Origin of the sequence: Kitasatospora sp. NPDC056181 (assembly GCF_042266225.1) — a bacterium.
Classification (GTDB): Bacteria; Actinomycetota; Actinomycetes; order Streptomycetales; family Streptomycetaceae; genus Kitasatospora.
In genome coordinates this window covers 1-13,195 of record NZ_JBHJUK010000089.1, presented here as the reverse complement: position 1 = coordinate 13,195, position 13,195 = coordinate 1, and the positions used below count along the sequence as shown (strand labels likewise).

At 74.3% G+C, this 13,195-nt stretch carries 14 protein-coding genes and 1 pseudogene; 9 read left to right on the top strand and 6 right to left on the bottom strand.

The annotated features are described in order from the left end of the window. Positions 1-88: 88 nt before the first annotated feature. Positions 89-913: a formate dehydrogenase accessory sulfurtransferase FdhD gene (fdhD, locus tag ACFC1F_RS28310; protein WP_376162465.1), complete on the top strand. Its 825-nt coding sequence runs from the start codon at positions 89-91 to the stop codon at positions 911-913. Here fdhD and ACFC1F_RS28305 read toward each other — a convergent pair. Continuing rightward, positions 903-1,382 (bottom strand): MarR family transcriptional regulator, encoded by a 480-nt coding sequence (locus tag ACFC1F_RS28305; protein ID WP_376162463.1) that lies wholly within the window; start codon positions 1,380-1,382, stop codon positions 903-905. The two genes, fdhD and ACFC1F_RS28305, sit on opposite strands and share 11 nt — an antisense overlap. A gap of 122 nt (positions 1,383-1,504) precedes the next feature. Between ACFC1F_RS28305 and ACFC1F_RS28300 the strand changes: the two genes are divergently transcribed. Both ACFC1F_RS28300 and ACFC1F_RS28295 read left to right on the top strand, forming a co-directional pair. Beyond that, positions 1,505-2,347, top strand: a complete 843-nt coding sequence (locus ACFC1F_RS28300; protein ID WP_376162461.1) for an alpha/beta fold hydrolase — start codon at positions 1,505-1,507, stop codon at positions 2,345-2,347. 86 nt (positions 2,348-2,433) lie between these two features. Continuing rightward, the gene (locus tag ACFC1F_RS28295; RefSeq protein WP_209417373.1) at positions 2,434-3,030 is read left to right on the top strand and encodes a TetR/AcrR family transcriptional regulator; all 597 of its coding nucleotides are present in this window, start codon (positions 2,434-2,436) and stop codon (positions 3,028-3,030) included. 48 nt (positions 3,031-3,078) lie between these two features. Here ACFC1F_RS28295 and ACFC1F_RS28290 read toward each other — a convergent pair whose 3' ends face one another. From ACFC1F_RS28290 to ACFC1F_RS28275, 4 genes and pseudogenes are all read right to left on the bottom strand, one after another. Continuing rightward, on the bottom strand, positions 3,079-3,441 hold the full coding sequence (locus tag ACFC1F_RS28290) for a hypothetical protein (protein ID WP_376162459.1): 363 nt from the start codon (positions 3,439-3,441) through the stop codon (positions 3,079-3,081). Positions 3,442-4,167: 726 nt separating this feature from the next. Next, positions 4,168-5,304, bottom strand: a pseudogene (locus ACFC1F_RS28285) (diguanylate cyclase domain-containing protein); the annotation flags it as partial. Between the two features lie 435 nt (positions 5,305-5,739). Then, on the bottom strand, positions 5,740-6,864 hold the full coding sequence (locus ACFC1F_RS28280) for an adenylate/guanylate cyclase domain-containing protein (protein ID WP_241002744.1): 1,125 nt from the start codon (positions 6,862-6,864) through the stop codon (positions 5,740-5,742). A 167-nt stretch (positions 6,865-7,031) separates the two neighbouring features. After that, a complete protein-coding gene (locus ACFC1F_RS28275) occupies positions 7,032-7,922 on the bottom strand; it encodes a biotin--[acetyl-CoA-carboxylase] ligase (RefSeq protein ID WP_376162457.1) in 891 nt (296 codons plus the stop codon). A gap of 249 nt (positions 7,923-8,171) precedes the next feature. On the opposite strand from ACFC1F_RS28275, the gene ACFC1F_RS28270 reads away from it, so the two are divergent. From ACFC1F_RS28270 to ACFC1F_RS28255, 4 genes are all read left to right on the top strand, one after another. Further along, positions 8,172-9,764 carry an acyl-CoA carboxylase subunit beta gene (locus ACFC1F_RS28270; RefSeq protein ID WP_376162455.1) on the top strand — a complete coding sequence of 531 codons (1,593 nt, stop codon included), beginning with the start codon at positions 8,172-8,174 and terminating at the stop codon, positions 9,762-9,764. 41 nt (positions 9,765-9,805) lie between these two features. Continuing rightward, positions 9,806-10,024 (top strand): acyl-CoA carboxylase subunit epsilon, encoded by a 219-nt coding sequence (locus ACFC1F_RS28265; protein WP_148644515.1) that lies wholly within the window; start codon positions 9,806-9,808, stop codon positions 10,022-10,024. A 149-nt stretch (positions 10,025-10,173) separates the two neighbouring features. Then, positions 10,174-10,299, top strand: a complete 126-nt coding sequence (gene mmpB / locus ACFC1F_RS28260) for a morphogenic membrane protein MmpB (RefSeq protein ID WP_376162453.1) — start codon at positions 10,174-10,176, stop codon at positions 10,297-10,299. A gap of 34 nt (positions 10,300-10,333) precedes the next feature. After that, entirely contained in the window at positions 10,334-10,933 is a 600-nt protein-coding gene (locus ACFC1F_RS28255; RefSeq protein WP_209417377.1) for a nucleoside triphosphate pyrophosphatase, read from the top strand. Position 10,934: 1 nt separating this feature from the next. Here ACFC1F_RS28255 and ACFC1F_RS28250 read toward each other — a convergent pair whose 3' ends face one another. Then, positions 10,935-11,702 carry an alpha/beta hydrolase family protein gene (locus ACFC1F_RS28250; RefSeq protein WP_376162451.1) on the bottom strand — a complete coding sequence of 256 codons (768 nt, stop codon included), beginning with the start codon at positions 11,700-11,702 and terminating at the stop codon, positions 10,935-10,937. Positions 11,703-11,803: 101 nt separating this feature from the next. On the opposite strand from ACFC1F_RS28250, the gene ACFC1F_RS28245 reads away from it, so the two are divergent. Further along, a complete protein-coding gene (locus ACFC1F_RS28245; RefSeq protein WP_376162449.1) occupies positions 11,804-12,559 on the top strand; it encodes a hypothetical protein in 756 nt (251 codons plus the stop codon). A 220-nt stretch (positions 12,560-12,779) separates the two neighbouring features. Further along, on the top strand, positions 12,780-13,195 hold a 416-nt coding region (locus tag ACFC1F_RS28240), incomplete at its 3' end, for a biotin carboxylase N-terminal domain-containing protein (RefSeq protein ID WP_376162447.1).

Genomic DNA, 13,195 nt, shown 5'->3' with positions numbered 1-13,195 from the left:
GACACTTCGCCGGTCAGCAGGATTTTCGGTTACCCCGGCCCGTGGCGCACGCTGTGGGGGTGACGAACGGCGCGGAGGTGGCGGGGCGATGACACGGGCGACGGCGCGACGGCGGGTCGTGCGACTGCGCGGGGACGTGCGCAGCACGCGGCCGGACGCGCTCGCGGCGGAGGAGCCGTTGGAGATCCGGCTCGGCGGCGAGCCGCTCACGGTGACCATGCGGACCCCGGGGCAGGACTTCGACCTGGTGGCCGGCTTCCTGGTCGGCGAGGGGCTGGTGCACACGACGGACGAACTGGCCGCGCTGCGCTACTGCGCCGGGACGGACGAGGCCGGCGCCAACACCTACAACGTGGTGGACGCGACGCTGCGCGGCGCCGGCACCGTCCCGCTCTCCGCCCACCGCAACCTGCTCACCACCAGCGCCTGCGGCCTCTGCGGCCGGGACACCGTGGACGCCGTCCGCACCCACGTCCGCCACCGGGTCGCGGACGACCCGCTGACCGTCCCGCCCGCCCTGCTGTACGGGCTGCCGGACGCCCTGCGGGCCGCGCAGCGCACCTTCGAGTCGACCGGCGGCCTGCACGCGGCCGGGCTGTTCGACGGCACGACCGGCGAGCTGCTCTGCGCCCGCGAGGACGTCGGCCGGCACAACGCGGTGGACAAGGTGGTCGGCTGGGCGCTGCGTGCCGGGCGGCTGCCGCTGACCGGGCACGTGCTGCTGGTCAGCGGGCGGGCGTCGTTCGAGCTGACCCAGAAGGCGGCGCTGGCGGGCATACCGCTGCTGGCCGCCGTCTCGGCACCGTCCTCGCTCGCGGTGGACCTCGCCGAGGAGCTGGGCCTGACCCTGGTCGGCTTCCTGCGCGGCGAGGGCGCCAACATCTACACCCGCCCGGACCGCATCACCGGCTAGCCGCCTCCCCGGCCGCCTCCGCCCGCAGCCTGCGGACCGTGGCCGGGGTCAGCCGCCGCCCCAGCACCTCCAGCGCCGCCTGCACCTCCGCCAGCGCCTGCGGGTCGTCGGTGCCGAGCGCGCGGGCGAGCGCGTCGTCCACGGTCGCGCTCGCGACCTCGACCCGCCGGGCCGAGACCTCCGGCGCGCGACGGACCAGCAGCCGCCGCCGGTCCCGGGGGTCGGCCTCGGTGACGACCGACCCGGCTTCGCGCAGCCTGGCCACCGCAGTGGACACCTGGCTCTGCGGCAGGCCGGTCCGCGCCGCGATCTCGCCGACCGCGCTGTCCGGATGCTCGTAGACGTCGCTCATCACGATCACCACCGAGCGGACACCGCTCTTGCGCCCGTCGCCCGCTCCGACCGGGATCGCGCCCTCCCCGATCCTCGCCAACGTCCGTCCGAGCAGCAGCAGTTCGACTCCGTTCATGGGGCCAAGGTACATCAACAGAGATGCATCGAAAATGATTCATCTATCTTGATGCATCTAAAAAGATGCTCTACGGTGGAGTCAACGGCGGCCGACCGGCCGCCCCGGGGAGGGACCCAGCCATGACCACCGCACTGCTCGACACCGCCGGCGCCCGCATCCACCACCAGGCCCAGGGCCGCGGCCCGGTCCTGGTGATCTCCCAGAGCGGCGAGGGCGACGCCGACCGCAGCGCCGACCTGGTGGCCCACCTGGCCGACCGGTACACCGTGGTGACGTACGACCGGCGCGGGCTCTCCCGCAGCCCCCTCGACCGGCCGGGCACGACCCCGACCGTCGAGGAGCACGCCGACGACGTCCACCGGCTGCTCGCCGCCGTCACCGACCGGCCCGCCCTGATGCTCGGCTGCAGCTTCGGCGCCCTGGTCGGGCTCCAGCTCGCCCACGACCACCCCGGACGGCTGCACACCCTGATCGCCCACGAGCCCGCCGCCCCGGCCCTCCTGCCGGAGGAGGAGCGCGCCCGGGCCGTCGCCGCACTGGCCGGGATGCAGGACACCTTCCACCGGGACGGCTGGCGGGCGGCGCTGCACGGGGTGATGGCCGCCACCGGGATCGCCTCCCACCAGGACCGAGAGCCCGGGGCGAGCCCGCAGTCGTTCGGGCCCGAGCGCGAGGCCAACTTCAGCACCTTCCTCGCCCACGACCTGACCACCGTGCGCCGCAGCGCCTTCGGGCCCGGCCAGGCCGACGCGCTCGCCGCCGGGCCGACCCGGGTGGTGCCCGTCATCGGCGCGGCCACCGACCCGACGGTCTACAGCTACCGCTGCGCCGAGGTGCTCGCCGGACGGCTCGGCACGGACCTCGCCCGCCTCCCCGGCGGCCACAACGGCAACCTGACCCACCCCCGGGCGTTCGCCGCAGAGCTCCACGAGCTGCTGGCCGCGGCACTCCGGGAGGGCTGAGCCCCGGCCGGGCACGGAGTGGGCACCCCGTGCCCGAACAAGGAAAGACGAGACGTATCGTTTCGCCGGACCCCTATCATGTAGCCATGACCCGCAGCAGCACACCCGACCCGGCCCGCCGCAGCGAGCGGTCCCGCAAGGCCGTCCTCACCGCCGCCGCCGAACTGGTCGCCGAGGTCGGCTTCGGCAAACTCACCATCGAGGCGATCGCCGCCCGCGCCGGCGTCGGCAAGCAGACCATCTACCGGTGGTGGCCCTCCAAGGGCGCGGTCGTCTTCGACGCCTTCCAGGCCGCCAACGAGGACGCCTCCGGCAGCCTCGCCCTCCCCGACACCGGCGACCTCGCCGCCGACCTGCGCACCGTCCTGCGGCCGACCGCCGACCAGCTCGCCGACCCCGCCTTCGACAACACCGGCCGCGGCCTGGTCTCGGAGTGCCTGCTCGACCCCGCCCTGCTCCGCGAGTACCGCGAACGCCTGATGGACCCGCTGCTGGAGGCCACCCGCGACCGCCTGCGCACCGCCCGCGCGGCCGGCCGGATCGCCGACGACGCCGACCTCGACCTCGCCGTCGAACTCCTCTACGGCCCGATGTACTACCGCTGGCTGCACGGCCTGGGCCCGCTCGACCACGCGTACGCGGACCGCGTCGTGGAGGCGGTCCTGCGCGCGCTCAAGGCCTGACACCGGACCGCCGCGGACACCCGGCCGGGGCCCGCGGCGGCCCGCCGGCTAGCGGCGGCTGCGGCGGACCAGCACCACGACCACCACGACGAGCAGGACGAGCAGCACCACCGCCACCAGCCCGCCGATGAGCTTTCCTATGAGCTTGTCGAAGAAGCCCTTCTTCTTCTTTTTCTTCGACTTGTCCTTGGACCCGGCCAGCTGGGTGTCGTGCCGGTCGGCGGCCGGGGCCGGAGCCGCGGCGGGCGCGGCGGCCGGGGCGCCCTGGGCCGCGGTGCCCTGGAGGACGGTGCCCACCGCGGCGGCGCGCGGCGCGGCCTGGGCGGCCGAGGCCGCCGGCGCGGTGGCGAGTGCGGCGCCGCCGAAAGCGAGCATCGCGGACAGGACAAGGCTCGTCAGACGAGCACGCATGGTGTGACCCCCGAATCCGGCGGGCCCCCTTGGCCCGCCGACCGCGGACACCATCCCATGCCCGCCCGGCCCCCCGGTAGCCTCCGACCAGGACCGTGACCGCCCCGGTACACCCCGGTCGACGGATCGGGAACGGGCTTACCCCGGCGGCGGGGAGGCCGGGCCGGACAGGGCCACGGCGACCAGGGCGCGCATGGCGCAGGCCGCCTGGCCCAGCGGGAGGGTGGCGTCGTCGGCGAAGAGCTCGACCAGCCAGCCGCCCGCCGCGTTCTGGCCGCCGGCGCCGATCATGCCCCGGTAGCCGGAGACGACCAGCATGGCCTCCTCGGCCGGGTCGTTGCCCGCGGCGCCGGCGCGCAGGGCGAAGGCGCCGCCGCGGACGGCCCGCCGGGTCATCGGGTAGTGCCGCAGGTCGAAGACGGCGTCGGGGGCCTCGATCTGCGCCCGCTGGGTCTCCGCCCGGCTGCTGCTGGGGCCGCTGGTCATCCGGTAGACGGCGTGCTGCGCCGTCCGCATCAGCTGCGAGCCGGGCGGCACGTAGGAGACCCACCAGCCGACCGCGTCCAGCAGCCGGGCCGAGGTCTCCGCGACGACGGCCAGCTTGCCGATGGTGTCGGCGGGGTGGACCGAGCGGGCCGAGCCGTGCTGGTCGAGGGCGGCGAGCACGGTGGTGAGCAGCTGGCCCGGGTCGGCACTGTGCGCGGCCCCGCGGAACCGCCGCCGGTCGCCGGCCCCGGCCCGGCCGGCGCCGCGGCCGCGGGCGTCGGCCCGGTGGTGCGGGTCGGCGGCGTCGGCGAGCAGCACGGTCGGGTCGGGCGCGAAGCCGGGCCCGTGGCTGCGTCCGGCGACCACCGGGTGGGCGGAGCGGGCGGCCTTGGCCCGGTACTGGGCGGCGTCGGCGAGCCGGAAGAGCCGGTCGGCGGTGGTGACCGGGCCGATCGAGTCCCCGGTGGAGGCGACCCCGCAGGCGACGCCCTCGCCCTCGGCGAGCGCGAGGGCCCGGGCGCACAGCTCCTCGGCGACGGCGACCACCTCGTCGGCCTTCTGCCCTTCGACCAGCAGGCAGAACTCGTCGCCGCCGAGCCGGGCGGCGAGGCTGCCGGGCAGCTTGGCGGCGGCCAGCGACAGCTGGTGGGCGAAGCGTTCCAGCAGCCGGTCGCCCATCTCGTGGCCGAGCTGGTCGTTGACCCGTTTGAGGCCGTTGACGTCGCAGACCACCAGCGAGACGACCGTGTTGTCCCGGTTGTGCGCCTCCAGCGCGCTCTCCAGCCGGGCGTCCACCGCACGCCGGTTGGCCAGGCCGGTGAGCGGGTCGGAGAAGGCGAGCTTGCGCAGGTCGGCGAGGCGCTCGGTCTGGGCGAGGCCGGCCGAGATCTGGGCGGCTAGCAGGGTGGCGTAGTCGGCGTCGGCCTCGGTGAACTCCGGGGTGCCCACGGTCCGGGCCAGGTACAGCTCGCCCCACGCCTGCCCGTGCAGCACGATCGGGGCGACGACGCAGCAGGCCCGTCCGCGCCGGCGCAGCGCCGCGGCGCGCTCCTGGCAGTACGCGCCCGCCGTGGGATGCGAGTGCCCGGCGTGCGGTTCGGAGTCCTCGGCGCTCTGCAGCCACGCGCGCGGGAGGCGGCCGGTGGTCCAGCGCTCCTCCAGGTAGGTGACGATCTCGGGGAAGTCGGCCACCGGGTAGGACTCGTCCTCCGGCAGCTCCTCCTCCCCGGGCGCCAGCTCCCCGTGGTTGACCAGGACCCTCAGCCGGCCCGACTCGCGGTCCCAGACCGAGACGGCGGCCATGGTGGCGCCGAGCGCCTCGGTGGCACGGGCGGCGGCGGCCCGGACGGCCTCCAGCGGGGTGAGGGCGCCCGCCATGTCCTGCGCGAGCTCGACCACGGACTTCAGCCGCAGGTCAGGGGCGGCCGGCTGCTGCGGCCGGTCGCTGTCGCAGCCGCGGTCCGTCACGATCGCCTCACTGCTCACCGGCTCGCCTCGCTCCCTGTGCTCGGTGCTGACCGGCCCCGCGGCACGCCGCCGGGGCCCGCGCCCGCCGGGGAAGCTCTACCCATCCGGCCGCTTGCACCAAGACTATGGCGGTTTCATTCGGTTATGCCCCGTTTGCCGGGAAGGATCCGCGCGGCCGTACAGGGTTCAACCGTTCGGCCACCCCGGCCGACACGCCGGAGTGCGCGCCGGGCCGACCCGCCGGAGCCGTGCCCCGTTCCGATGCGCCGCCGTCACACCGCGGGCCGCCACACCGCAGGCCGACGCACCGCGGGCCGACGCACCGCCGTCACGCCCGGTCGCCGACTACTCCGGACGACGACGCCGCGACAGCAGCCACGGCTCGACCAGCCCGAGCCCGCGCACCGGGCGGCGCCACATCGGCTGGAGGTTGAACCGGTGCCCGGCGTCCGGCCCCGGGACCGGCAGCCCGGAGGCGGGCATTCCGGCGGCGGCCGACAGCGCGTCGGCGAGGCCCGGCCCGTCCGCGTCGGCCGGGGCGACGCTGCCGTTCTGCTCCAGCGCGACGGCGAAGTCGCCGTCGATCAGCACCGCGTCCTTGGGCGCGATCGAGGTGAGCCGGCTGGCCAGGTTGACGGTGGTGCCGAAGACGTCGCCCATCCGCGAGGTCACGGTCCCGAAGGCCATGCCGACCCGCAGCGCGGGGATGGAGTCGTCCTCGGCCAGCGCCTCGATCAGGGAGAGCGCGATCTCTGCCGCGGTGACCGGGTCCTCGGAGACGTAGAGGATCTCGTCGCCCAGGGTCTTGATCACCCGGCCGCCCTGGCCGGCGATCAGGTCGGAGCAGGTGTTCTCGAAGGTCTCGACCAGCTCGCCGAGCTCCTCCTCCTCCAGCCGGCGGGAGAGCCGGGTGAAGCCGACCAGGTCGGCGAAGCCGACGGCGAGGCGGCCGCTGGTGATCTCGGTGTCCTCGGCGGCCTGCACGACCCGGCCGGTGACGGCGGCCAGCTGCCGGCGCCAGACGTAGACCAGGAACTGCTCCAGCTCCGGGAGCAGCAGCTCGACCAGCGGGTACGCGACCTCGGCGCGGGTCAGACCGGGTTCGACGGACTGGGTGAGGTTCTCCAGGAAGGTGTCCATCTGCCACCCGGCCAGCCGGGCGGTGGTCTGTCCGGTGGACCGCGCCACCTGGATCGCCATCGACTCGCTGAGCAGGCCCGACTCCACCAGCCCGGCCAGCCGGCGCAGCGCGATCACGTCGCCGTCGGTCAGCGCCCTGGACTGCCCGATGTCCGGGAAGCCCATCGCCCGCCAGAAGCGGGTGGCGAGCTCCATCGGGACGTCGGCGGCGCGCGCGGCCTGGTACGGGGTGTAGCGGCGCGGCGCGTCCAGGATCAGGCGTTCCAGGTCGAGCGCGACCGTCTGGTCGTGGTTGCCCGCCGTTCCGCCGCTGCTGCCGTCCTCTGCCACCGGTCCGTCCCCGTGCGGTTGCCGCACTTGCCTCGTGTCCTGCCTGCCCGGGCGCGCCCGCCACCCGGGGCAGTGGCGCGCCTCACACTGCTGCCAGGTGGAATGTTCGCACGGAATCCCGCGATCCGGGGCATCCGCCCGGGTCAAGGGGAGGTGAAGAGTGCCGCTCAGCGCGGCTCGGGGCGCACGTGCACGACGTCTCCCGCGCCGACCGCCTGCCGGGCGCCGTCGGGGGTGCGGACCACCAGCCGGCCGTCGCCGTCGACCGCCACCGCCTCGCCGAGCAGCTCGCGGTCCCCGGGCAGGTGGACCCTGACCTCCCGGCCGAGGGTGGTGCAGCGGTCCGCGTACGCACGCAGCAGGCCGCTGGCGTGCGGGTCGCCCGCGGCGGCCGTCCACTCCGTGTAGAGGCCGCCGAACTCGCGCAGCAGGGCGCGCAGCAGGGTGGCCCGGTCGGTGACGGCCGCGCCGGCCAGCGCCAGCGAGGCGGCGGCGGGGACGGGCAGCTCGGCCTCCCGCAGCGACACGTTGACGCCCAGGCCCGCGACCACCGCGCCGCCGCCGAGCTCCGTGAGGATGCCGCCGAGCTTGCGCTCCGCACCGCCGATCACGACCTGGAGGTCGTTGGGCCACTTCAGGCCCACCTCGACCTCGGCGACCCGGCTCAGCGTGCTGGCCGCGGCGACGCCGACCAGGATCGGCAACCAGCCGTACCTCTCGACGGGTACCTCGTCCGGGCGAAGCAGGACGGAGAGGAAGATCCCGGAGCGGGCCGGCGCCGTCCACTGCCGCTCCAGCCGCCCGCGCCCGGCGCTCTGCGCCTCGGCGACCAGCACGGCACCCTGCGGCGCGCCCTCCCTGGCGCGCGCGGCCAGGTCGCTGTTGGTGGAGCCGGTCTCGGTGACGACGTCCAGCGAGGTCCAGAGCCCGCCCGGAAGCACCAGGTCGCGGCGCAGGGCCTCGGCGTCCAGCGGCGGCCGGTCCAGGTCGGTCCAGGGCGAGGGCCCGGTGTGGCCGAAGCCGCGCAGTCCACTACGACGGGGGGTCTCTGAGGTCATGGCCACGAGACTATGGCGTCGTCCGGCGGTTCGCGCCCGGCGGGAGCCGTAGGCCGCCATATCGTCCCGCAGAACGCGCGTTAACACACTGTGTCGCTGGCCATAACGGCTGGACATTACGTCCGGCCCCGTGCGCTGGCTACGCTACTCAACGGTAGTTCGTTGCGCCGCCCTGCCCTCGTGCGCGGGCCCCCATCCTGGCCCGCGCTGTACCTGGCAGGCGGCCCATGGATCAGGGAGAGCCACCAAGTGACCGAGGCGCCGTACGACCCCCACACCACCGCCGGCAAGCTCGCCGACCTGCGGCGCAGGATCGACGAGGCGGTGCACTCCGGCTCCGCCAAGGCCGTGGAGAAGCAGCACGCGAAGGGCAAGCTGACGGCCCGCGAGCGCGTGGTCGAGCTGCTGGACGAGGACTCCTTCGTGGAGTTCGACGAGTTCGCCCGGCACCGCTCGACCAACTTCGGCCAGGAGCGGAACCGCCCCTACGGCGACGGCGTCGTCACCGGCTACGGCACCGTGGACGGCCGTCAGGTGGCCGTGTTCGCGCAGGACTTCACCGTCTTCGGCGGCTCCCTCGGCGAGGTCTTCGGCGAGAAGATCGTCAAGGTGATGGACTTCGCGCTGAAGACCGGCTGCCCGGTCATCGGCATCAACGACTCCGGCGGCGCCCGGATCCAGGAGGGCGTGGCCTCGCTCGGCCTGTACGGCGAGATCTTCCGCCGCAACGTGCACGCCTCCGGGGTGATCCCGCAGATCTCGCTGATCATGGGCCCCTGCGCGGGCGGCGCGGTCTACTCCCCCGCGATCACCGACTTCGTGGTGATGGCCGACCAGACCTCGCACATGTTCATCACCGGACCGGACGTGATCAAGACCGTCACCGGCGAGGACGTCGGCATGGAGGAGCTGGGCGGCGCGCGCACCCACAACACCAAGTCCGGCAACGCGCACTACCTGGCCACGGACGAGAAGGAGGCGGTCGAGTACGTCAAGAGCCTGCTCTCGTACCTGCCCTCCAACAACCTCTCCGACCCGCCGTCCTTCCCGGAGGAGGCGGACCTCACGGTCACCGACGAGGACCTCGAACTCGACACCATCGTGCCGGACTCGGCGAACCAGCCGTACGACATGCACAAGGTGATCGAGCACGTCCTCGACGACGGCGAGTTCCTGGAGACCCAGCCGCTGTACGCCGGCAACGTCATCACCGGCTTCGGCCGGGTCGAGGGCCACCCGGTCGGCATCGTCGGCAACCAGCCGATGGACCTGGCCGGCTGCCTGGACATCGCCGCCAGCGAGAAGGCCGCCCGGTTCATCCGGACCTGCGACTCGTTCAACATCCCGGTGCTGACCTTCGTGGACGTGCCGGGCTTCCTGCCCGGCACCGAGCAGGAGTGGGACGGCATCATCCGCCGCGGCGCCAAGCTGATCTACGCGTACGCCGAGGCGACCGTCCCGCTGATCACCGTGATCACCCGCAAGGCCTTCGGCGGCGCGTACGACGTCATGGGCTCCAAGCACCTGGGCGCCGACCTCAACCTGGCCTGGCCGACCGCGCAGATCGCGGTGATGGGCGCGCAGGGCGCGGCCAACATCGTCTACCGCCGCGAGCTGGCCGAGGCCGCCGCGGCCGGCGAGGACGTCGACGCCCGCCGGGCCGAGCTGGTCGCCGAGTACGAGGACACCCTGCTCAACCCGTACCTGGCCGCCGAGCGCGGGTACGTGGACGCGGTCATCGCCCCGAGCGAGACCCGCCGGCACATCGTCCGCGGCCTGAGGGCGCTGCGGGGCAAGCGTGAGGTGCTGCCGCCGAAGAAGCACGGCAACATCCCCCTGTAGCCGCCCTCCCCCACCAGCGGCCGTCACGAGAGGATTGAGCCATGGCCCCGATCCACGTGCTGCACGGGCAGCCGACCCCCGAGGAGCTCGCCACCGTCCTGGCGGTGGTCCAGTCCCGGGCCGCCGCCGCACAGGCCGCCGCCGAGGCGGCCCGCGCCGGTGGCGGCCCGGACTCCCCCTGGAACGACCGTGCCCGCCGGCTGCGCGGCACCCCGCGCCCCGGCGTCAACGTCTGGCGCACCTCGGGCTGGGCCGGCTAGCACCGGCCCGGCACCGTGCGCGGAGTGGGAAGTCGACCCGTCCGACTTCCCACTCCGCGCAGGCGCGTCACGGCACGCGCCCGGATTGCCCCGAAAGCTGAGTACGGATACTCAGGCGTCACCACCGCCCCCCGGAGCACCCTGGAGACGTGCTCTGGTCAGACCCACGCGACGAGCCCTCCCCCGAGGCCCGCCGGATGCAGGAGAAAATGCGCCGCGCCGGCCCCGTGCTCGCCGCCCTCAGCCTCGTGATGGCCGTTCTGCTGATGCTCTGAACGGGCGCGCGGACCACCCCCTACCCTGGTGGGCATGACCGACCGCCGCACCCTCGTCCTCGCCTCCGCCTCCCCCGCCCGCCTCGGGCTGCTGCGCCAGGCGGGCCTCGACCCGCGCGTGGTGGTCAGCGGCGTCGACGAGGACGCGATCACCGCCGCCACCCCCGGCGAGCTCGCGCTCGTCCTGGCCGAGGCCAAGGCCAAGGCGGTCGCCGCCGAACTGACCGGCGGCGAGCTGGTGATCGGCTGCGACTCGGTGCTGGAGCTGGACGGCCTGGCGCTCGGCAAGCCCGCCGACGCCGCCGAGGCGCTGGCCCGCTGGCAGTCGATGCGCGGCCGTTCCGGCGTCCTGCGCACCGGGCACTGCGTCATCGACACCGTCACCGGTGAGCAGTCCTCGGCCACCGCCTCCACCACCGTCCGCTTCGGCACTCCGGACGACGCCGAGGTCGCCGCCTACATCGCCTCCGGCGAACCGCTGCACGTGGCGGGCGCGTTCACCCTGGACGGCCGCTCGGCGCCGTTCGTCGAGGGCATCGACGGCGACCCGGGCAACGTCATCGGCCTCTCGCTGCCGCTGCTGCGCACCCTCCTCGCCGGGCTCGGCGTCCGCATCACCGACCTCTGGGCCTGACTCACCCGGCCGCCGGGGCGTGCTGCGCCAGGAAGGCCAGCACGTCCGGCAGCGCGCCGTCCGCGAGCAGGTCCGCACCGTGGTTGCCGCCCGGGTAGAGCTTCAGCGCCTTGCCCGGGGCCACCGCGGCGGCGTACAGGTCCTTGGCGTCCTGGCTGAACGGCGTGTCGTCCTCCTCGGCCGCGAAGAGCTCCGGCACCAGGGAGGTCCGCACCGCCTTCGCGGCGTTGTCCCCGCTGTACTGCGCCGGGCCGCTGAGCGAGACGACGGCCGCGACCGGCAGCGGGGCGGGCACCGCGGCGGCCACCAGCGAGCCGGTGCCGCCCTTGGAGGCGCCGACCAGGACCACCTCGGTCACCCCCTTGCCCCCCAGCCACTTCACCGCGGCGGGCAGGTCGTCCGCCGGGCTGCCCGGGACGTCGGACGCCAGCACGGCGTACCCCGCCCGGGTGAACGCCGGCAGGTAGCGCACCCAGTCGCAGAGCGAGCCGTCCCGCTGGTGCGAGAACACCACCGCGACCTTGGCCGGCCCGCCGTCCGCCTGCTGGAAGTACGCCGGGCGGACACCCGAGGTGGCCGGCAGGTCGATGCTGCCGGCCCGGGCCTGCTCCTCGCTCAGGCACCCGTGGGTACGCGCCGGGCCCGGCGCCGAACTGGTCGTCCCCGGTGCCGGTTTGGCCGTTCCGTTGCCCGAACTGCCGCAACCCGCCAGGGCGACCAGGCAGACCGCCGTTGCCGCCTTGGACAACTTCCCCGTTGTGAACATCACTTGATGCACGCTAGGAGCGCCTGTGGAGACCGTCAATGTTCCCGACGGGATCCCCCGGCTAGGCTGGCCGCCATTCGTTCACGGGGGGAGGAAACGCCGCAATGACCGACAGTCTGCTCAACGTGCTGCTGGGCCTGGTGGCCAGCGCGATCAGCGCCGGACTCGGCTGGCTCGGGCAGACGGTGCGCCGAAGACGGCGGCTGGAACGCGTCCGCTCGTTCCTCGGCCTGCCGGCCGGGACCGAGTGCCTGCTGGTGGTGAACCGGCACGCCTCCTCGTCCAGCGGCAGGAGCGTCTCGCGCAACGACGTCTTCGCGCTGATGGAACTCGCCGCCCTGGTCAAGGAGTGCGGCGCCCTGGCCGACCTGGTCGCCCACGACGACGTCCGCCAGGGGCTCGGCCACAAGGCCGAGTTCTGCCTCGGCGGGCCGACCAGCAACGACCGGACGGCGGCGCACCTGACGTCGTGGCTGCCCGGGGTCGCCTTCACCGGCGACATGTCCGGCAGCGTCCCGGTGCTGACCCTGACGGTGGGCGGCGAGACGTACCGGTACGAGCACGAGTCGGCGCCCTCGGGCGGGCAGGCGTTCGTGCTGCTGGCCCGGCTGCACCCGACGCCGGGCAGCCGGCCGGCCTTCCTGATCGCCGGGCAGACCGCCGTCTCCAACCACGCCGCCGTGCGCCACCTCGTCGCCCACCACCGTAAGCTCGCCCGGCGGTACGGCGCGGACGGCACGTTCGCCCTCGTCCTCAAGGTCGTCAACCCGGGGGCGTACGGCCCGGACGTGGTCGAGCTGGTCGCCGACGTGACCTCGCAGGCACTCGAACGGAGGCCCGAAGCGGCCCCCGCTCCGTGAGTGTGGCCAAGGCCACCGCGTCGCCGTACCTCCGGGTCGCCGCCCGTACGGGCCGACCCGCGGTGGCGGCACCCGCCGCCACCTGGGATTACCCCGAACGGACCGCAACACGGTCCGCCGGATGCATCACCCTCCGTGTGGGATAGTTCACAACCTTGGGCTACTCGCCGGTACTACCGAGAAATCCATAGACTCGATCAGGTTCAAGAAGGGAGCCACAGTGCGCAAGGTGCTCATCGCCAACCGCGGAGAAATCGCCGTCCGCGTCGCCCGGGCCTGCTCGGATGCCGGTATCGCCAGCGTCGCCGTCTACGCCGAGCCGGACCGGGATGCGCTGCACGTCCGCGCGGCCGACGAGGCTTACGCGCTGGGCGGCGACACCCCCGGCACCAGCTACCTCGACATCGCGAAGGTCCTCAAGGCCGCCGCGGACTCCGGCGCCGACGCCGTCCACCCCGGCTACGGCTTCCTGTCGGAGAACGCCGACTTCGCCCAGGCCGTCATCGACGCCGGCCTGACCTGGATCGGCCCGCCCCCGCAGGCCATCCGCGACCTCGGTGACAAGGTCACCGCCCGCCACGTCGCCCAGCGCGCCGGCGCCCCGCTGGTCGCCGGCACCGCCGACCCGGTCTCCGG